The sequence below is a fragment of the Flammeovirga sp. OC4 genome (assembly GCF_000812565.1).
In the GTDB taxonomy this organism is placed as follows: Bacteria; Bacteroidota; Bacteroidia; order Cytophagales; family Flammeovirgaceae; genus Flammeovirga.
The window spans coordinates 30,762-50,468 of sequence record NZ_JTAM01000078.1; the positions used below are offsets into that span (position 1 = coordinate 30,762).

A 19,707-nucleotide genomic window follows, 5' to 3' on the forward strand; every position below is an offset into this window, starting at 1 on the left:
AATTTTTTGTCCTATAAGTGCAACACTTATCAGGTGTCAAATGATCAACTTTGATTATTGAAAATAACAAGATGAAATGATGAAGAGATTTACTATTATTCTTGCCTTTTTAATAGCAAATATCAGTTATGGGCAAAGAATGGAAACATTACTAAAAGAAAATTGGCGATTCAGTAAAGGTGATTTTGCCACAGCTAAAAATGTAAACTTCAATGATTCACAATGGGAAAAAGTAGTTGTTCCACATGATTGGGCGATCAAAGGACCATTTGATAAAAAACATGATGCTCAGCGTGTCGCTATCCTTCAAGATGGAGAACAAATACCCACTGAAAAGTCTGGTAGAACGGGGGCATTACCTTATATGGGAACTGCTTGGTATCGTCTGAAATTTGACACACCTAAAAGAAAAAATCAGGAAAAAGTATTGATTCATTTTGATGGTGCTATGTCAGAAGCTAAGGTTTATGTCAATGGTAATTATGTAGGTGAACACCCTTATGGTTATGGTTATTTTTATTTTGACATCACTTCTTTTTTAAAAGAAGAGGGGCAGAATACTTTGGCAGTTCGTTTACACAATGAACCGAAATCATCAAGATGGTACCCTGGTGCAGGAATTTATAGAAATGTAAAATTGATAACCAAGCAACCTAATGCTATAAAGCGTTGGGGCAATACCATAACTACTCCGATTATCACTTCTGAAAAAGCAAAAGTTGCCGTAAGAACGAAGACGATTGGTAATGTTGAAGAAGTGAAAACAACAATTAAGACGTTAGATGGAATTATAATTAGTACTTCCTCTTCCAATGCGTCATTTGGTAATGAATTTGAGAATACATTGGCTGTAGTACAACCTGAATTATGGAGCCCTGAACATCCTTATTTATATCAAATGATAACGACCACATTTGTTGATGGAATACAGACCGATGAAATTGTTGAAAAGTTTGGTATTCGATCTATCTCATTTACTGCAGAAAAAGGGTTTGAATTGAATGGTGAGAAAAGAAAAATAAAAGGTGTTTGTCTTCATCATGACTTAGGTCCATTAGGTGTGGCCATCAATAGATCTGCTTTAAAAAGACAATTGGTAATGATGAAGGAAATGGGAGCTGATGCCATTCGAACAGCCCATAATATGCCTTCTATTGAGCAATTGGAACTTTGTGATGAGTTAGGGTTAATGGTGGTAGCAGAAAGTTTTGATGAATGGAAAAAAGCAAAAGTAGACAATGGTTACCATCGTTTCTTTGACGAATGGGCTAAAATTGATGTTCAACATTTAGTGCGAGCAACAAAAAATCACCCTTCTATTATTATGTGGAGTTCAGGAAATGAGGTGCCTGACCAATGGGGATCTGACGGTGTGAAACGAGCAAAGTGGTTACAAGATATTTTCCATAAAGAAGACCCAACTCGACCTGTAACTGTAGGGATGGATCAAGTTCAAGCTGTAATGGAAAACGGATTTGGTGCCATTATGGATATTCCGGGATTAAATTATAGAACGCATCTTTATCAAGAAGCATATAGAACTTTCCCACAAGGGTTTGTTTTAGGTTCAGAAACAGCTTCAACAGTAAGCTCTAGAGGTGTTTATCATTTTCCTGTAAAAGAATATAAAGTTAAAAAACACGATGACTTCCAAAGTTCATCTTATGATATGGAGGCTTGCCCTTGGTCAAATTTACCTGAAGATGATTTTATCTTACAAGATGATTTTGAATGGGTGTTGGGTGAGTTTGTTTGGACAGGTTTTGATTATCTAGGCGAACCTTCTCCTTACAATGAAGAATGGCCTTCAAGAAGTTCTTATTTTGGTATTTGTGATTTAGCAGGTATCCCAAAAGATAGATTCTATTTATACAAAAGTCGTTGGAATACTCAAGAAGAGACTTTACACATTTTACCACATTGGAATTGGGAAGGAAGAGAAGGTGAAGTGACTCCGGTATATGTGTATACAAATTATGATAAAGCAGAGTTATTTATAAATGGTGTAAGCCAAGGAGTTCGTATTAAAGATAAAACCAAACGTTTAGATCGCTATCGTTTAAGATGGATGGATACTACATATGAGGCGGGTGTAGTGAAAGTTGTAGCATACAATAATGAAGGTGAAGAAGTGGCTTCAAAGGAAATTAGAACAGCAGGCAAACCTCATCATTTAGTATTAGAAGCAGACCGACCAACAATTTATGCAGATGGGGAAGACTTGAGTTTTGTCACTGTAACTGTAGTTGATAAAAATGGAAATCCTTGCCCAACAGCAAATCTACAACTGGACTTTGAAGTAAAAGGAAACTCAACTTTTAAAGCAGTTTGTAATGGAGATGCTACCTCTTTAGAAATGTTCCATAAGCCTACAATGAAAACTTTCAATGGTAAGTTGGTGGCTATTGTTCAATCTTCAATGACTTCAGGAAATGCTGAATTGATTGTCAGAGGAAAAGGAATTAAATCAGGAACAATTAAGATAAAGTCAATCGATAAAAAAGCAGATAATCTGACGGGTAAATAAAAAAATAAAGCATCATCAATAGTCGTCATTTTAATGGTATTGGTGATGCTTAACTTTGAAAAACCTCTCTATTTAAGCTGAAAAGGCACTTTTGTCCGAAAATTACAACTTTAGGTGTCAAAAGTGAAAGCGTAAAAATGACTGTTAAACCTAAGTTTGTTGCATACAATTATTGCAACGAGAATACAATGAAATGAAAAGATTACTATTACTATTTAGTTGTGTATTTATTATACAATTCTCAATCAATGCACAATCTATTATCTCAGGACGTATTGTAGATAATACTCAAATGGGAATTCCTGGCGTCTCTATTTTAGAGAAGGGAACAACCAATGGATCAATCTCCAATTTTGATGGAGAATTCCAACTTCAAGTCAAAAGTAACGAATCTGTTCTCATCATATCCTATTTAGGTTATGTCACTCAAGAGGTAAAGGTAGGTACTTCCAAAGAATTAAATATTCAATTGGAAGAAGACCTGAAAGCCTTAGAAGAAGTGGTGGTTATTGGGTATGGAGAAGTTGAAAAGTCAGATGTGACTGGTTCGGTCTCTACCCTTGGAGAAAAAGAATTTATACAAGGAGTAACGACTAACCCTCAAGATTTATTGACGGGTAAAATAGCCGGGGTAAACATCACTAGAAACAGTGGAGCTCCAGGTGCTGGGTCAACGATTCGTATTCGTGGAGGTTCATCATTAGGTGGCGCTACCAATGACCCGCTTATCGTTATTGACGGTTTTCCTGTTGATGATGGAGATGTGGCAGGGTTATCAAATCCACTAAGTACATTGAACCCAAATGATATAGAATCATTCTCGGTTCTAAAAGATGCCTCAGCAACGGCTATCTATGGTTCAAGAGCATCTAATGGTGTGATTTTAATTACAACCAAAAAGGCGAATTCAAATCAGATGAAAGTCAATTTTGACAACATCGTTTCTGTAAGCACACCTACCAAATTTGTAAACACTCTTACTGGTGATGAGTACAGAGATCTAATTACTGAATTACATGAAGGTGGATTTAGTGGTATTGATGAAAGAGCCATTAGAAAATTAGGTGATGCCAATACGAATTGGCAAGATGAAATCTTTAGCAATGCGGTGTCTTATACAACGAACTTAAGTGTATCAGGGAAAGTGAAAAATGTTCCTTACAGGGTTTCTTATGGATTTAATGATGAAAACGGTATTCTGAAAACAACTAATACCAATAGACATACATTGTCAGTGAATGTAAACCCTACCTTCTTCAAAGATCACTTATCTGTAAATGTTAATGCAAAAGGAACAACCGCAAATACTAATTTCGGAGAAACGTCAGCGATTGGTAATGCCATAAGATTTGATCCTACTCAACCTGTATATGCAGATAGTGAAAAATATAGAGGATATTTTGCTTACACACAGGACGTATTAGAAGATGGAAGTATAGACCCGAATGGAGCCCCAAACACTTTTGTTTCAAACCCAGTTGCTATGCTTGATCTTACAGACAATAGAGCTAGTGTCAATAGATTTGTGGGTAATGCCCAACTAGATTATAAGCTTCACTTTTTAGAAGATTTACATGCTAATCTAAATGTAGGTATCGATAGAACAAGTACTGTAGGTCATGATAATGTATTGCCAGGCGCTTCATGGACTATGGGAAATAATGTTGCCGGTGACCAGGGAGGGTCAAGATCAAATTATACTACTGATACAGAATCTACTTTACTAGAGTTCTTCTTGAACTACAAAAAGTCATTAGGCAAGCACAACATTGATCTGATTGGTGGTTATTCTTGGCAGAGATGGTTGAGAGTAGGAAATAACTATAGCAGAAACTATGATGAGACTTTAGTTTATAACGATAATGGCTGGGCCAACGAGAATTACTTAATTTCCTTTTATGGTCGTATGATTTATTCCTTTGATAAACGCTATGTTCTAACAGCCACTTTAAGAAATGATGGATCTTCTCGTTTCGCAAAAGGAAATCAATGGGGATTGTTCCCTTCTTTAGCCTTTGCTTGGAATGTACATAATGAAAGTTTCTTAGCTGACGTGGATCAAATCAGCACATTGAAATTAAGATTGGGATATGGTATCACTGGTCAACAAGGATTGAATGTCGGAGATCCATATTATCCAGCAATTCCTAATTATAGAAGAAGTATAGAAGGAGCTTATTACCAATTTGGTAATGAATACTACCATACATTACGACCTTCAGCTTATGATTCTAATTTAAAATGGGAAGAAACAACTACTTATAACATAGGTTTAGATTTCGGTTTATGGGATGATAAATTATCAGGTTCATTAGAAGGATATACCAGAACAACGAATGATTTATTAAATAGAATTCCAATTGCTGATGGTTCCAACTTCTCCAATTATCTAGTAACAAATGTGGGCTCAATGGAAATTAAAGGTATTGAATTTTCATTGACCGGTAGAGTCATCACTAAAAAGGATTTTACGTGGTCTGTAGGAGGTAACATTACTTATAACCATAGAGAAATTACAAAACTGAATAAAGTAAATGACCCGAACTCATTGGGTGTTCCAACAGGTGCAATTGGTGGACAAGGTAACTTAGTACAAATTCATTCTGTAGGATATGCACCGAATTCATTCTTCGTATACCAGCAGATTTATGATACAGATGGAAAGCCAATCGAAGGACTTTATGTCAACCGATCAGGTGAAAATGGAGAGGTGATCAGTAATGAGTTTAATAAATACCGATTTGGAAATCCTAACCCCGATGTACTGATTGGTATCAATACTCGATTGAATTATAAGAAATTTGATTTTTCAATGTCAGGTCGTTTAAGTCTTGGTAATTATGTATATAATTATGGGTTAGCATCTAATTCATTAAGCAGTTTATACTATCAAACCGCTAATGGTTATTTCTCTAACATTAGGCCAGAAGCTTTGGATATTGGTTTTATTAACCCTCAGTATTGGTCTGATATTTATGTTCAAGATGCCTCTTTCTTCAGAATGGATAACATCAGTATGGGGTATTCATTCAGTCAAATGTTCAATACCAAGTTAAGTGGAAGAGCAAGTTTCACAGTGAACAACGCATTTGTTATTACCAATTATGAAGGGGTAGACCCAGAAGTAGGAAATGGAATTGATGGAAGTGTATATCCAATTCCTAGAGTATATCAATTTGGCTTAAACTTAAACTTCTAAACAAAACAGGTATGAAATCGATATATAAATTAATTTTTGTAATAGGTCTATTTCAATTGACCTCATGTATAAATGATTTAAATGTTTCTCCAATTGACCCTAATGTTAGTGGAGGAGATAATGTGTATAACTCAGTAAAAGACTATAAAGAAGGGTTGGCGAAAATATATGCATCCATTGCATTAACAGGTCAGCAAGGGCCAAGCGGAATGCCCGATATTGAAGGGGATGAAGGCTTTTATAACTACTTACGTTTGTACTGGAACCTTCAAGAATTATCTACAGATGAAGCTGTAATATCTTGGAATGATCAAACTATCAAGGATTTTTGTTGGCATACATGGTCCGCAACAGATGTATTTTTAGGAGCGATGCACTCTAGAATTATGTATACGGTTGCCATCGCCAACGAATATATTAGAGCCACTCAAAAAAGTGAAGAACCTGAGGTAAAACGCTTTGAAGCAGAAGCTAGATTTATAAGAGCATTAGCATATTCTCATGGTATGGATATGTTTGGCCCAATGCCTTTTGTTACGGAAGCTAATTTACCAGGAGCATTTTTTCCAGAACGAATTACAAGAGAGGAATTATTCAGTTATGTAGAATCAGAATTAATTGAAATTCAAGGTTTATTAGGTGAACCTCGTTTTGAATATGGTAGAGCAGATAAAGCAGTGGCTTCTATGCTGTTGGCCAAAATCTATTTGAATGCAGAAGTTTATATCGGCGAAGCAAAATATACAGAGTGTTTAACGGCACTTCAAACAGTATTGAATGCGGGTTACTACATCCCTAATCAGTACATGAACAATTTTGTAGCGGATAACCATACAAGCCCAGAAATGATTTTTCCTATGATTTATGATGGTATAAAAACACAATCATTTGGAGGAACAATGTATTTGGTTTTATCACAAATTGGAGGATCGATGGATGCTCATGGGATGTTTGGTGTTCAGAATGCTTGGGCAGGGTTAAGAACCACAAAAGCATTAGTCCATAAATTTGATCTTGATAATGATGTCAGAGCTTTGTTTTGGTCAGATGGTCAGAACTTAGAAATCAATGATGTTAATTTATTTACTGATGGATATGGTGTTACAAAATTTAGAAACCGAAAGTTGAATGGTGATATTTCAGATTCTAATCACGCTGAGCAAGTAGATACAGACTTTCCGATGTACCGTTTGGCAGATGTTTACTTAATGTATGCAGAAGCGACCTTAAGAGGAGGTCAAGGAGGATCAGTCAGTCAAGCATTGGATATGGTCAATCAACTGAGAGGAAGAGCCAATGCCCCATTAATTTCAGCAGGAGAGTTGGATTTACCATTCCTATTAGATGAAAGAGCGAGAGAATTATTTTGGGAAGGACACCGTAGATCAGACTTGATTCGCTTTGGACAGTTTACAGATGGCTCTTACAATTGGCCATGGAAAGGAAAATCTTTTGAAGGACGTTCAACTCCTGCTTACAGAAACATTTTCCCTGTACCAGCACAGCAATTAATTGCTAATCCTAATCTTAAACAAAATCCTGGCTATTAATACTACACTCATGAAACAACTGATAAAAATAAGTACGTTCTTTTGGGGAATAATTGCATTTTGTTCATGTCAGACAAAAGAATTAGATCAAGCGGTAATTGATAAAGATGCGGTCGTTACACCAAATCAATTGATGTCAATAGAGGATCAATATACTTTTACTGAAGAAACAAGAAATGAAGATTTTGATACTTTATTTTGGACACCGGTAGATTTTGGGGTGGCAACAGCTCCAAATTATTCACTACAAGCTGACATCACTGCCGATGGTTTTTCTGAACCCATCAATTTAAATCATACTTATAATTTAGAGTCCACATTTACAAAAGGGGATTTGAATAAGTTCCTTTTAGAAAAAGGTATTGAAGGAGGGAGTGAAGTGGAAGTATCGTTTAGAGTAGAAGCCAATATCCATGAGGATATAGCGCCAGTTTATTCAGAATCTGTATCAACCATGATTACAATTTACGCTCCATTGGAATTAGCACCTTTATACGTAATGGGTGATGACCAAGAGTGGAATATGAGTAATATACTCGCTCTTCATACATTGGATATTGGTGAATATGAAGTAATAGGCACATTTAATAACGGCAGTCACTTCCGTTTCTTCGAAGGAGCATCATGGGAGAGTAATCAATTAGGTTATGGTTCGTTTAATGAAGTCGATGAGTTATTAGAATCAGCAACAGATGCTGATGATAATTTCCGTTTTGCAGGTGAGTCAGGTGTTTACTTTATGACAGTTTCATTGAGAACCAAAACGATCACAATGGAAAAAGCGTCAACTCCTGAATTATATCTTGTTGGAGATCAAAACGGTTGGTCTTTTGATAAAATGACTTGGCTTGGTGGAGGTAAATATGAAGTGACTTCCAACTTCTGGAATGCTAATATTTTCCGTTTCTTCACGGAAGATGGGAATTGGTCATCAAAACAATACAATTATAATTTCTTTAGAGAAGGTACCATAACTGGTGATCTTTCTGGAGATACTGATGGCGATGCCAATCTTAGGTTTGAAGGAACTGATGGAGAATTTAAAGTATCAGTGGATCTTTACACACAATCCATTGAATTGAAATAATATTTTGAGACGAATTGCTAGGGTGTTGCTTTACGATATCCTAGCACTTACTTATTGATAAAAAATAATCAAAATGAATATAAAAAAATTAACGCTTGCAGTTGCCACAGCACTTTTAACGATAAGTTGCCTGAAAGTGGAAGATAAAATAAAACCGCAGGCTCCAGACGATGATCAGGAAAAACCTGTAACTCCACCACCTACTGAAAATTCATTTTATTTTGGAGCAGATTTATCTTATGTCAATCAAATATTAGATCATGGAGGAGATTTTAAAATGGATGGAGCTTCAAAAAATCCTTATAAAATATTCTCAGAAAAAGGGACAAACTTAGTGCGTGTAAGACTATGGCATAACCCTTCATGGCATAGCACACTCTATCCTGACGGAGAAGTATATTGTGATTTAGCAGATGTAGAGAAAACAATTGCTGAGGCCAAAGCCAATAATATGGAAGTGATGTTGGATTTTCATTACTCAGATACTTGGGCAGATCCGGAAAAGCAAGATGTGCCTGAGGCATGGAAAGAAATAACATCATTAGAGGTATTATCAGATTCTGTTTACAATTACACTTATAATACTTTGGTGTATTTAAACGAAAAAGGGTTAATGCCGGAAATGGTACAGATTGGTAATGAAATAAATCAAGGAATTTTAAGTACTGGAAAATCAGAAGGCTTTCCGAATGTAAGTGTGTTTGACGGTAAATGGACTGAACAAAAGCAATTATTGAGTAGTGGAATAGAAGCTGTTAAAGCTGTCAATGAGACATCGGATATAAAAGCAAAGACAATTATTCATATCGCAGACCCAAGTCATATTGAGTGGTGGTTTGATGAAGGTTTGTCCGGCGATGATGCTATCGATTGTGATATTATTGGCATTTCTTATTATCCATTATGGCATGATGGAATCTCATTCAGTAGCCTTGAAGGGGCGATTGCCTCTTTTAAGAATAAATACAAGAAAGACATCTTAATTGTTGAAACCGCTTACCCATGGACAACAGAAGCCGGAGATGATTATAACAACTTATTCGGTGGCCAATCTGCACTAACAGGTTATGATTTCACTTTGGAAGGTCAACATAAATTCTTGCATGACTTGACTCAAAAAATGATGAATGCAGGAGCAATAGGAATAGTTTATTGGGAACCTGCTTGGGTTGCTGTTCCAATAAAAACACTTTGGGGAGAAGGTTCCGCATGGGAGAATTGTGCCTTTTTCGATTACGAAAACCACAATGCAAATTCAGCTTTTGACTTTATGACGGATGAGTATGAATAACAGAAGAAAGTACATTTTCACCTTATTATTATCACTCTTGGCGACCTCACTTTTTGCTCATAAAAATCAAGATGCATTTGTGGATAAAGAAGGGGTGATAAGGTGGGCCAATAAAGAAGAAGTGAAGGGCTTTGGTGTGAATTATACAGGTCCATTTGCACACGCTTATAGAAGTGCAAAAAAGATGGGTATTAACCTTAAAGATGCAATAGATGAAGATATTTATCATTTTGCTCGACTAGGTTTTGATGGCTATAGAATTCATGTTTGGGATACCGAAATTTCTGATTCTTTAGGCAACTTATTAGTCAATGAACACTTGGATTTATTTGACTATATGATTGCTGAATTGAAAAAGAGAGAGATCAAATTTTTGATTACACCAATAGCATTCTGGGGGAATGGCTGGCCTGAAAAAGATACTTACACGCCTGGATTTTCTCACAAATATGGAAAAGATGCTTGTTTAGATAATCCTGAAGCCATAAAAGCTCAAGCGAATTACTTAGCACAGTTTCTTAATCATAAGAATAAGTACACAGGTGTAGCATACAAAGATGAACCTAATATTGTAGCCTTCGAAATTAGTAATGAACCGCATCATTCTGGCACACCAAAAGAAGTGACATCATATATTAAAAAGATGCTGAAATCGATGAAATCAACAGGGTGCAAGAAACCTATTTTCTATAATGTATCCCATAGTATTCATTTAGTTGATGCCTATTATGATGCTGGAATAGATGGAGGTACTTTTCAGTGGTACCCAACGAATCTGGTATCAGGAGAAGAATTGAAGGGCAATTTCTTAGTAAATGTAGATGATTATAATATCCCTTTTGCGGAGTACAAGACTTTCCAAAAGAAAGCAAAAGTGGTTTATGAATTTGATTGTGCAGATATAATGAAATCTTACATGTATCCTGCTATGGCTAGAAGTTTTAGAACAGCGGGTATACAGTGGGCAACACAATTTGCATATGATCCTACTTTTTTAGCGGATAGAAATACAGAATACAATACGCATTACATGAATTTAGCCTACACTCCAAGCAAGGCAATAAGCTTGAAAATTTCAAGTGAGATATTTCATGAAGTGCCCATGTATACTGATTATGGTAGATTTCCTGATAACACTACTTTTAAAAATACCTCGATTGATTATGAAAACGACGTGGTGATTTTTGATAATACGTCAAAATTCTTTTACACCAATACGCATCAAACATCACCAAAAGAAGTGACAAACCTTAAAGAAATTGCAGGTATTGGTACTTCCCCCTTGGTCGATTATGAAGGTAAAGGAGCTTACTTTTTAGATCAGTTGGAAGATGGGGTTTGGCGTTTAGAAGTGATGCCTGATGTAGTGATTACAGAAAATCCATTAGGAAAAAATAGTTTAGAGAAACAGGTGGCTGATATCCTTTGGAATCAATGGAAAATGACCATCAATCTACCTCAATTAGGGAATGATTTTTCCATTGAAGGAATAAATAAAGGAAATCAACGCTCTAGCCAAACTACGAACGGATCTTTTGATATTCAACCAGGTACTTATGTTCTAACGCAAAAAGGAAAAGTACACTCTTGGACTGCAAATAGTAAATATCAAAATATACTATTAGGAGAGTATAGGGCTCCAAAACAATCCATCGAAAAACCTTTGGTGATTCATAAGGAGACACATCAACTAAATGAAAATCAAGATTTAATTATTTCAGCCGAATTTACTGATAAGGAATTACCTGAGCACCTTCACTTAACAGGGTATAATGATGGTAAAGTTGTGAAGTGTCAACTTGATCGTGTAAAAGCTTTTACTTATAAAGGACAGATTAATGCAGAACAATTAAGTGCAGGGTACTTTAATTATACCATTACGGCAACTACATCAGAAGGAATAAAAACTTTTCCAGGTGGAGTAAATGGTGATCTGAATGATTGGGATTTTACATCATTAGAAAAATATACTACTCGTATTGTAAAAGAAAGTGCTCCCATTCTGTTATTTGATCCGAAAAGCGATTATGCCCATTTAAATAAGTCATGGCATAAGGATGTGAAATTGTCTTCTAGTTTATCATCATCAAGAGATGTGCTTCAGATCAATTTACCTAAAGTACCTACGGATGATGCAATGACAGTACCTACTTATGGAATTCGACACTTTATAGGTGATAAATTAAAATCGAATTCAACTTTTTCCGATGATCAAAAAATCAAAATTAAAGTAAGGACTTTAAATGAGGTTCCCCAAAAGATAGAAATAGCTTTAATTGATATAGATGGAAAGACATATGGTCATACCTTAAGTATTGATAAAAAGAAGGAAGATTATTTTATCGAAATAAATGATCTTACACCTACTAAAGTGATCGCACTTCCAAGAGGTTATCCATCTTTTTTACCTTATTACTTTGAACCTTCTGAAGTGGAAGGAGTGTTTGATTGGAATAAAATTGAAGCACTACAAATAAAAACACTGGATAGTCATTGTCAAATAGAGATAGAATCTATTGAATTATTGAATGCAACAGCGATAACAAATCAAGTGAATTAGTGGAACAGGCTTAGCTTTCTTCGGAAGGTTAAGCCGTTTTTATTTTAAATAGAACTTTTCCACCCACTTGCATCTGTGCCAATTGATCACATGCCCTCTCTGTCAAATTCAATACTCTTAAGTACCCTCCTGAAGTAGGAGCATCTGCCATCATAATAATCGGAATTCCTGCACTCGTAATTTGCATGGTGCCTTTTACCATTCCAGAAGAAATTATTTCTTTTTGATTTCCTAAAGGAATTGGATCACCTTCTAATCGGTATCCTATACGGTTAATATCTTTACTTATGGTATAAGTAGTGGATAATAGTAACTCTTGACTTTCTTTTGGAAGTTCATTCCACTCAGGGCCAGGTAGTGCTTCAAGTACAATTTGTTGAGGAAAATTTTGAGGTTTGATGACACTAAAGCTATTGGAAAGGATATTAGGTTTGAGGATATGGACAACATCTCCCATTTCAAGCTTTTTACCATAATAACCTCCAAATTTGGCAGGGAGGTAGGTGGAGTAACTATTATATATTTTTGGAAGGTTTAATTGACCAGCAATGGCTAAATAACCGTACATGCCTTTGGTTGCAAATCCAATACTCAATATATCATCAGTCGTAAGTGTGATAATTTTTCCTTGAGAAACTAAATGATTGTTTAATTTAAGTTCCATATGTGCTCCGTGAAAAGCCACAGAAAATTCAGTATGAGCCTTGATTGTACAACCTACTTGACAGCATTCTAACAAAGCGGAGTTTGGTGAGTTTCCTACCAATGAATTGGCAATTTGAGCAGAAGATTCATCCATAAAACCGGACACGGGTATTCCTTGATCTTGCACACCATATCGTCCTCCATCTTGAATGGTGGTCATCAATCCTCCTTTTATGATTTCAAAGCTCATTTGGTATTCTTTAGTTGGTGAAAAGTATCAAGGTCAATGGGGTTGAATTTTATTTGATCCCCCATTTGTACAAGCGGTTTTTCATTGACTTGGAAAATTGGAATCGGAGTTTGCCCAATGATCTGCCATCCCCCTGGAGTTGCAGAAGGATAGATTCCCGTTTGTTGATCTGCCAATCCTACAGCACCGGCAGGGATTTGAAGACGTGGTGTTTTTTTTCTTGGTGTAAGTAATTGAGGATCTAATCCACCTAAGTACATAAAACCTGGAGAGAAACCTAACATATACACAGTGTAATGAGGAGTAGTGTGTAAATGGATAATTTCGTCTATTGAAATATTTTTTGATTGTGCTACTTCTTCAATATCTAACCCTAAAGAAGTGGCATAACAGACCGGTATTTCAATTACCTTTTGCTCAAGTTCTTTATCACCATCAATCTCTATATTTTCTATTTCTGATTTTAACGTATCAAAAGCAATCAGAAAAGGATCATAAATTAATGTGATAGAATTATAAGCGGGAGAGATTGATTTGATACCTTTCATAGAAGAATGTAAAAGGTATTTATAGTAGTTTTTTACCTGTTGATGAACCGGAATGGAAATGATATTCTCAAACTGAATAATCAAACTCTTTTCCCCAAATCTTTTTACCTCCATCATAAGAATGATTGAATATGAATAGAATTTTCTACTAGCTTTTTCTTTACGAATTGAATGAGTTCTAAGGCTTCAGGGGTATCTCCATGGAAGCAAATACTATCTGTTTTTAATGAAATGAGTTGCTTATCTATACTTTCAAGTTGCCCTTTCTCAATTGTACTTTTGATTTGTTGCCATACTTCTTCATTAGTGTGAATTACGGCTCCTGTTTCACTTCTTGGAACCAATTTTCCCTCTGAGGTATATCTTCTATCCGCAAAACTCTCTTTGATAAAAGAAATACCACTCTCTTGACATAGAATTTCCAATACTGAATTAGGCATTCCCATGATAGATAAACTTTCACTTACAGCTTGAATTACTTCAACAATGACTGTTGCCGTAGTAATATCAATCATGGCTTTATTATACAATGCACCGTGAGGTTTTACATAATTTACACTGATATTTTCCTCTTTTGCTATAGAAAGAAAGCTCTGAACTTGATCCATGATCGAGTTTTTCAAATCATCATTTGAAATCACAATTTCTTTCCGACCAAAGTTTTCTAGATCAGGGTAGGATGGATGTGCACCTACATTCACATTATATTTTTGAGCTAAACGCAATGTAGCTTTCATACTTTCTTTGTCTCCTGTATGCCCTCCGCAGGCAATATTGCAGGAAGAAACGATTTGGAGGAGTTGTTCATCAAAAGGGAAGCCTTCTCCTAAATCCGCATTGAGGTCTATTGTTTTCAAGTTTTGAAGAGTAATATTTGTTGAGGGTGCAAAATAATTAATTATCTGGTTTTTGGAGAAAAAATAAACCACCTCAATTGCTCAAGGTGGTTTATGGTTTAGTACTTATTTCTGTGTTATCTCGTAAGCTTAAAAGCTGTTCTTATAGCTTTATCAATCCTTTTTTCTCTCTTCTGATCAAACAGGTTGAATGACAGGAATTAGGGAATATTCCATTTCCTTTATACTGCTAACGTGTCAATTCTATAATTACTTCGATTTTGATGTTAATCGGACCATCCGTAGTTTCAATATCAATTTCCACTACAGATTTTTTAGTGATCTTATTCGTGGTTAATTCAGTAATCTCCCATCTTTCTTCTAAAAAAGTACCATCAATGGCAAATAAGAATTCACTCATGTCTTCATTAATTTCCCAGTAATCTGTTCTGTGGTTAGGAATATCTCGTACGACAGAAAGTTCATTACCTTCTTCATCATAACGGATACGATCGTATTTACCTCTTACCTCTAGGATATTTTCATCCATGAATTCATAGGTGGAACTGATATTATCAGCTTTAAAATAAGTGATATTATTTTTTTCAGGACGAAGCTCGTAGGTTTCAGTTTCTGTAGCATTGATTGCAGATACCTGCCATTTACCTTTAATAGGGTCAAGTGGTCCTTCATCTTCGCTACACGAATAAAGTGATAGAATCCCAAGAATAATGAGCAGACGAAAAAAATGTGTTTGCTTTAACATAGTAGTATATTATATAATTAAAAAATAGAATGCTTCTTTAAGTTTCAGTTATTATTTCGCTTTCATTAGTACAGCCATTTACAATAAATAGAAGCAACAATGATACTTCTACTTTGATGTGTACTTAAGATTTAAAAACGAAAGAAAATAGATTGTAATAATAAAACTTGTCCTAGTTTATTACATGTAGAAAAATAATAAATGAATAGTTCTTTCCTTATCTCCCCCAATTATTGAATGTTTTAAGCCTGTTTTAATGAGAAATCAATTACATGTACCTAAATACTGTTAATGGCCACAAAACCAATTCTTTCGTGTAATGAGCAGAAACCTAATTACATGAATTACTTTTTGATTATGAATTACTTCAGATTTACCCATCTATTACTTATTACGATTCCATTTTTCCTTGTTTCTTGTTTTGATCAAACCGATGAAATTAAGCAGATTGATTTATCTAAAAATATAGAAGGTCAATATATTATTTCTGGTTTTCAATATGAGGGGGTAAATACAGTAGCTCCGTTAGAAGAGCATGAAATAGGAGATAGTTATATTTCTGTAGTTAGAGAGAATGAAACACAAGTAACCGTACGCTTAATTTTTGATACGGAAGAAATACAGTTTTCTTGGAATTTATCAGAACAAAATGTCATCACTTTTTATAATTCAGAATACGATTATCAAGTGCAGCCGGGTATAACAAGCCTCAATAATCTACATCTATTTATTGCCAAAGACGGGCGGTTGAAAGCTGAGTTTTCACCCTATTTACAACCCAATATTAAAGCGATTTATGCTTCTAAATAGAAATCAATTCATAAAAAAACTCCTTGAAAAGTGTTCACCTTTCAAGGAGTCAATATTAATATTTTATCTAACCCTAGTCTCTGCTTGATCCGCCGAAGAAACGTAACAAGTATAAGAATAAGTTGATGAAATCTAAGTATAAGCTTAATGCACCTAAGATAGCCATTTTTTGTGCTGACTCTCCGTCTGCGATAGCGTAGCTCATCTCTTTTAATTTTTGAGAATCATAAGCAATTAATCCCACGAAGATCAATACACCTACTGCTGATGATAGCCAGTATAACATTGAGCTACCAATAAAGATATTTACTACTGATGTTAGGATTAAGCCAAACAGAGCCATAATCAAAAGGTTACCCATTGATGTTAGGTCTCTTTTAGTTGTTAAACCAAAAATACTCATACCAATGAATGTACCCGCAGTAATTAAGAATGTAGATCCAATATTAGCTAAAGGATAAACATAAAAAATAGTCGATAATGTAACACCAGTTAAACCTGAATATAATATGAATAATGTTGTGGCAGTGGCCGATGACATTTTATTAATTCTTGCACTTAAGAAAATAACCAAACCAAATTGTGCAATGGCTAAAATCCAGAAGTTATTGGTTACGATTGGCATGTTAGAAGCATTGTTGGCTACAAACATGGCTACAAAAGCTGTAATTAATAATCCAGCACTCATCCAACCATAAACTTTTGTCATAAATGAACTTTGAATACTTGCTATTTCTTTATCTGATCTATGACTGCGTTGGAACGCATACTCTTGTTGTCTCATTTTAGGTAATATTTTAAGATTTTCTGTTAATCATTGGTGATATAAACGAAATATTAAGACTTAGTGTTTCGGGGCTCCGTAATTTCTTGCACCAAAAATAGCACTTCCAACACGGATCATTGTACTACCTTCTTTGATGGCGATTGGGAAGTCACCACTCATACCCATAGAAATTTCAGAAAGTTCTACGTTCTCTAAGTTATTAAATTTCTCTTTGAGTTCAGTGAAAAGTGTCTTTAAAGAGGCAAATTCTTTTTGCACTTGTGTTTCATCAGAGGTATTGGTTGCCATGCCCATCACACCTACAATTCTGATGTTTTTCAACGCCTGAAACTCTTCTGAAGATAAGTATTCAGTTACTTCTTCTTTAGAAAAGCCAAACTTAGTTTCTTCTTCAGCAATAAAAATTTGAAGTAAACAGTCAATTACTCTGTCGTTCTGAGCTGCTCTTTTTTGAACTTCATTCAGAAGTCTTGGGCTGTCAATAGAGTGAATTAAAGAGACAAATGGAGCAATATATTTTACCTTATTTCTTTGAAGGTGTCCAATCATATGCCATTGAATATCTTTTGGTAAAACTTCATGTTTGTCTACCAATTCTTGCACTTTATTTTCACCAAATATTCTTTGATTAGCATCATAAGCTTCCTTCAACATTTCTACAGGTTTGGTCTTACTAACGGCAACCAATTTACAAGAAGTACCTTCCAGTTTTTGTCTGAAAGAATTAAGATTTTCTGCGATAGATGACATATTTATTTCTTTTTGATAATTAGCATAAATAAGAAAGTAAGGAAAAAGCCAAGGAACAACAATCCAATAGCTTGGTCTACGGCTAAAACACCTGCTGATAATTCTTCAACACCTTTTACGTTTTCTTCGTAACCTGCTTCGCCAAGACTTTCAATAATTACTGATTTTCCTTCTATTAAGATGATTTTTAAATCTGCTTTATGACGCTCAATAATTGCTTGACCAATACCTTTTGTACTTAAAAGAACATACAGTAAAAAGCCATATAACGTTGTGGCTACGCTATTTAACGTTACCCCGATTAAAATACCTTGAGGACCTTTCATTTTTCCATCGTTTAATTTCAGACGGAAATAGGTCATTGCACCCGCAAAGAAAAGACCGTAAAGAGGGAAGTTAATATTTTTCCATCTTCCAAATGAGTTGAGGTTGAGTCCATGCAATACCATAACATATCCAATAAGGATAAATGCGGCTATTACGCCTGCTACGGCTCCAACCTTGAATAAATCAGGTTTTAAAAATTTTAATTTTGGTGATTGTGCTTGTTCTTTCATAATTCAGTCTTAAGGCTACAAAAGTAGTATAAGAAGTAGGAAGTAAGAAAGAAAGAAGAGAGTTATTGGAGAGGAATTTTAATTTTTTGTGTGAAACCAAAAATATGCTATTAATCAATCTCCCTTTTTTAGAAGATAATAATACCCCCCCCTGTCTTTTGATCTGTATTCAAGCAATCATTTATTAGTATCTAAATCGGCCTTGACTTTTTTACTTTGTTTTTGTGTTAAGATAATCATGAAGAAGAAGGGAAGTTTTAAAAGTTGACGATACATGAGCTTTATAGCCAAACTTTAATAGCTATCGGCATTTACATCATTTTTTGTTCAATAAAGAGCCTTATTATCGACCTAATTCCATTGGGGATCAATATTATTAAATACTGCAATCGATTTTTTAATTCTCGTTTACATTTTGTAATGAAAATCATTTCTTAATTAAAATTCTTTATTGTAATTAGCCAACTCAATTGGATTTGGAAAAATCAAACAAACACTTTTCAAAATATATATATTAAATCATGACGACCGTAACTTTAGGAATTGACGTAGGAGGTACTAATACAAAAATTGGTTTTGTAGACAAACATGGTAGATGTTTGGCAAGTACGCACATCCCTACAGGTGCTGACGAACCATTTGCAAACTTCTTATCTAATGTATTTGCTACAGTAGATAAACTGAAAGAAGAGGCAGGTGAAGTGGAAATGGTTGCAGTTGGAATCGGTGCTCCAAATGCTAACTACTATACTGGTAAAATCGAAGAAGCTGTAAACCTTAAAGGTTGGGGTAAAGAAGTTTCTATTGCTGACTTAATGGAAGAGCACTTCAAGGTTCCTGTTGCCATCACAAATGATGCTAACGCAGCTGCTTTAGGTGAAATGAAATTTGGTGTAGCTCAAGGAATGAAAAACTTCGTTGTTGTTACATTAGGTACTGGTCTTGGTAGTGGTATCATCGTAAACGGAGACTTATTATATGGTCATGATGGTTTTGCAGGTGAGTTAGGACACATCAATGTTGTTGAAGGTGGCCGTATCTGCGGTTGTGGTCGTAGAGGTTGTTTAGAAACTTACGTTTCAGCAACAGGTATCAAACGTACAATGTTTGAATTATTAGCTGACAGCAACGGTACAAGTTCTTTATCTGATAAGACTTTCGAAGAGTTGACAGCAAAAGATATCTTCGATGCTGCTGAAGCTGGTGATGAATTGGCAAAAGAAGCATTTGACGTAACTGGAGAGATTTTAGGTAAAGCGTTAGCTGATACTATTGCGATCTTTAGCCCAGAGGCTATTGTATTGTTTGGTGGTTTAGCAAGTGCAGGTAGCTACATTACAGAGCCTACACGTGAAGCTATGGAAGAAAATTGCTTACATATCTTCAAAGGTAAAACTAAATTAGTAGTATCTAACTTAGAAGGTGACAACACAGCAATCTTAGGTTCTTCTGCATTAGCATGGCAAGAATATGAAAAACAAGCAGCTAAAGCATAGTTACTTGTATTTAAGATAAAACGAAAAGAGGCTGTCTCATAACTCATC

At 35.1% G+C, this 19,707-nt stretch carries 15 protein-coding genes; 8 read left to right on the top strand and 7 right to left on the bottom strand.

Translation table 11 applies throughout. The annotated features are described in order from the left end of the window. Nucleotides 1-76 precede the first annotated feature (76 nt). The 6 genes from PL77_RS25620 to PL77_RS25645 all read left to right on the top strand — a co-directional run bounded on the left by PL77_RS25620 (nucleotide 77) and on the right by PL77_RS25645 (nucleotide 12,214). The gene (locus PL77_RS25620) at nucleotides 77-2,527 is read left to right on the top strand and encodes a glycoside hydrolase family 2 TIM barrel-domain containing protein (RefSeq protein ID WP_044211648.1); all 2,451 of its coding nucleotides are present in this window, start codon (nucleotides 77-79) and stop codon (nucleotides 2,525-2,527) included. A 193-nt stretch (nucleotides 2,528-2,720) separates the two neighbouring features. Then, a complete protein-coding gene (locus tag PL77_RS25625) occupies nucleotides 2,721-5,726 on the top strand; it encodes a TonB-dependent receptor (protein ID WP_044211649.1) in 3,006 nt (1,001 codons plus the stop codon). An 11-nt stretch (nucleotides 5,727-5,737) separates the two neighbouring features. After that, the gene (locus tag PL77_RS25630) at nucleotides 5,738-7,276 is read left to right on the top strand and encodes a RagB/SusD family nutrient uptake outer membrane protein (RefSeq protein ID WP_044211650.1); all 1,539 of its coding nucleotides are present in this window, start codon (nucleotides 5,738-5,740) and stop codon (nucleotides 7,274-7,276) included. A gap of 10 nt (nucleotides 7,277-7,286) precedes the next feature. Continuing rightward, nucleotides 7,287-8,363: a SusE domain-containing protein gene (locus tag PL77_RS25635; protein WP_044211651.1), complete on the top strand. Its 1,077-nt coding sequence runs from the start codon at nucleotides 7,287-7,289 to the stop codon at nucleotides 8,361-8,363. Between the two features lie 73 nt (nucleotides 8,364-8,436). Further along, a complete protein-coding gene (locus PL77_RS25640) occupies nucleotides 8,437-9,654 on the top strand; it encodes a glycosyl hydrolase 53 family protein (protein ID WP_044211652.1) in 1,218 nt (405 codons plus the stop codon). After that, nucleotides 9,647-12,214: a hypothetical protein gene (locus tag PL77_RS25645; protein ID WP_044211664.1), complete on the top strand. Its 2,568-nt coding sequence runs from the start codon at nucleotides 9,647-9,649 to the stop codon at nucleotides 12,212-12,214. The genes PL77_RS25640 and PL77_RS25645 overlap by 8 nt, the downstream gene beginning before the upstream one ends. A gap of 28 nt (nucleotides 12,215-12,242) precedes the next feature. Here the strand turns inward: PL77_RS25645 and PL77_RS25650 are convergent, their stop codons facing one another. The 4 genes from PL77_RS25650 to PL77_RS25665 all read right to left on the bottom strand — a co-directional run bounded on the left by PL77_RS25650 (nucleotide 12,243) and on the right by PL77_RS25665 (nucleotide 15,259). After that, nucleotides 12,243-13,109 (bottom strand): biotin-dependent carboxyltransferase family protein, encoded by an 867-nt coding sequence (locus PL77_RS25650; RefSeq protein WP_044211653.1) that lies wholly within the window; start codon nucleotides 13,107-13,109, stop codon nucleotides 12,243-12,245. Next, nucleotides 13,106-13,774, bottom strand: a complete 669-nt coding sequence (pxpB, locus tag PL77_RS25655) for a 5-oxoprolinase subunit PxpB (protein ID WP_044211654.1) — start codon at nucleotides 13,772-13,774, stop codon at nucleotides 13,106-13,108. The genes PL77_RS25650 and pxpB overlap by 4 nt, the downstream gene beginning before the upstream one ends. After that, complete coding sequence (pxpA, locus tag PL77_RS25660) at nucleotides 13,771-14,514, bottom strand: 5-oxoprolinase subunit PxpA (RefSeq protein ID WP_044211665.1); 744 nt, start codon at nucleotides 14,512-14,514, stop codon at nucleotides 13,771-13,773. Before pxpA ends, pxpB begins: the two co-directional genes overlap by 4 nt. A 229-nt stretch (nucleotides 14,515-14,743) precedes the next feature. Continuing rightward, on the bottom strand, nucleotides 14,744-15,259 hold the full coding sequence (locus tag PL77_RS25665) for a hypothetical protein (RefSeq protein ID WP_044211655.1): 516 nt from the start codon (nucleotides 15,257-15,259) through the stop codon (nucleotides 14,744-14,746). A 357-nt stretch (nucleotides 15,260-15,616) separates the two neighbouring features. Between PL77_RS25665 and PL77_RS25670 the strand changes: the two genes are divergently transcribed. Beyond that, on the top strand, nucleotides 15,617-16,069 hold the full coding sequence (locus tag PL77_RS25670) for a hypothetical protein (protein ID WP_156152541.1): 453 nt from the start codon (nucleotides 15,617-15,619) through the stop codon (nucleotides 16,067-16,069). 73 nt (nucleotides 16,070-16,142) lie between these two features. Here PL77_RS25670 and PL77_RS25675 read toward each other — a convergent pair whose 3' ends face one another. The 3 genes from PL77_RS25675 to PL77_RS25685 are packed head-to-tail and all read right to left on the bottom strand — an operon-like array spanning nucleotide 16,143 to nucleotide 18,163. Further along, nucleotides 16,143-16,853 (bottom strand): Bax inhibitor-1/YccA family protein, encoded by a 711-nt coding sequence (locus tag PL77_RS25675; protein WP_044211657.1) that lies wholly within the window; start codon nucleotides 16,851-16,853, stop codon nucleotides 16,143-16,145. A gap of 60 nt (nucleotides 16,854-16,913) precedes the next feature. Continuing rightward, the gene (locus tag PL77_RS25680; protein ID WP_082026737.1) at nucleotides 16,914-17,606 is read right to left on the bottom strand and encodes a YggS family pyridoxal phosphate-dependent enzyme; all 693 of its coding nucleotides are present in this window, start codon (nucleotides 17,604-17,606) and stop codon (nucleotides 16,914-16,916) included. 2 nt (nucleotides 17,607-17,608) lie between these two features. Further along, nucleotides 17,609-18,163 (bottom strand): hypothetical protein, encoded by a 555-nt coding sequence (locus PL77_RS25685; protein WP_044211658.1) that lies wholly within the window; start codon nucleotides 18,161-18,163, stop codon nucleotides 17,609-17,611. Nucleotides 18,164-18,684: 521 nt separating this feature from the next. Here PL77_RS25685 and PL77_RS25690 point away from each other — a divergent pair. After that, the gene (locus PL77_RS25690) at nucleotides 18,685-19,659 is read left to right on the top strand and encodes an ROK family protein (RefSeq protein ID WP_044211659.1); all 975 of its coding nucleotides are present in this window, start codon (nucleotides 18,685-18,687) and stop codon (nucleotides 19,657-19,659) included. The last annotated feature ends 48 nt before the right edge of the window (nucleotides 19,660-19,707 follow it).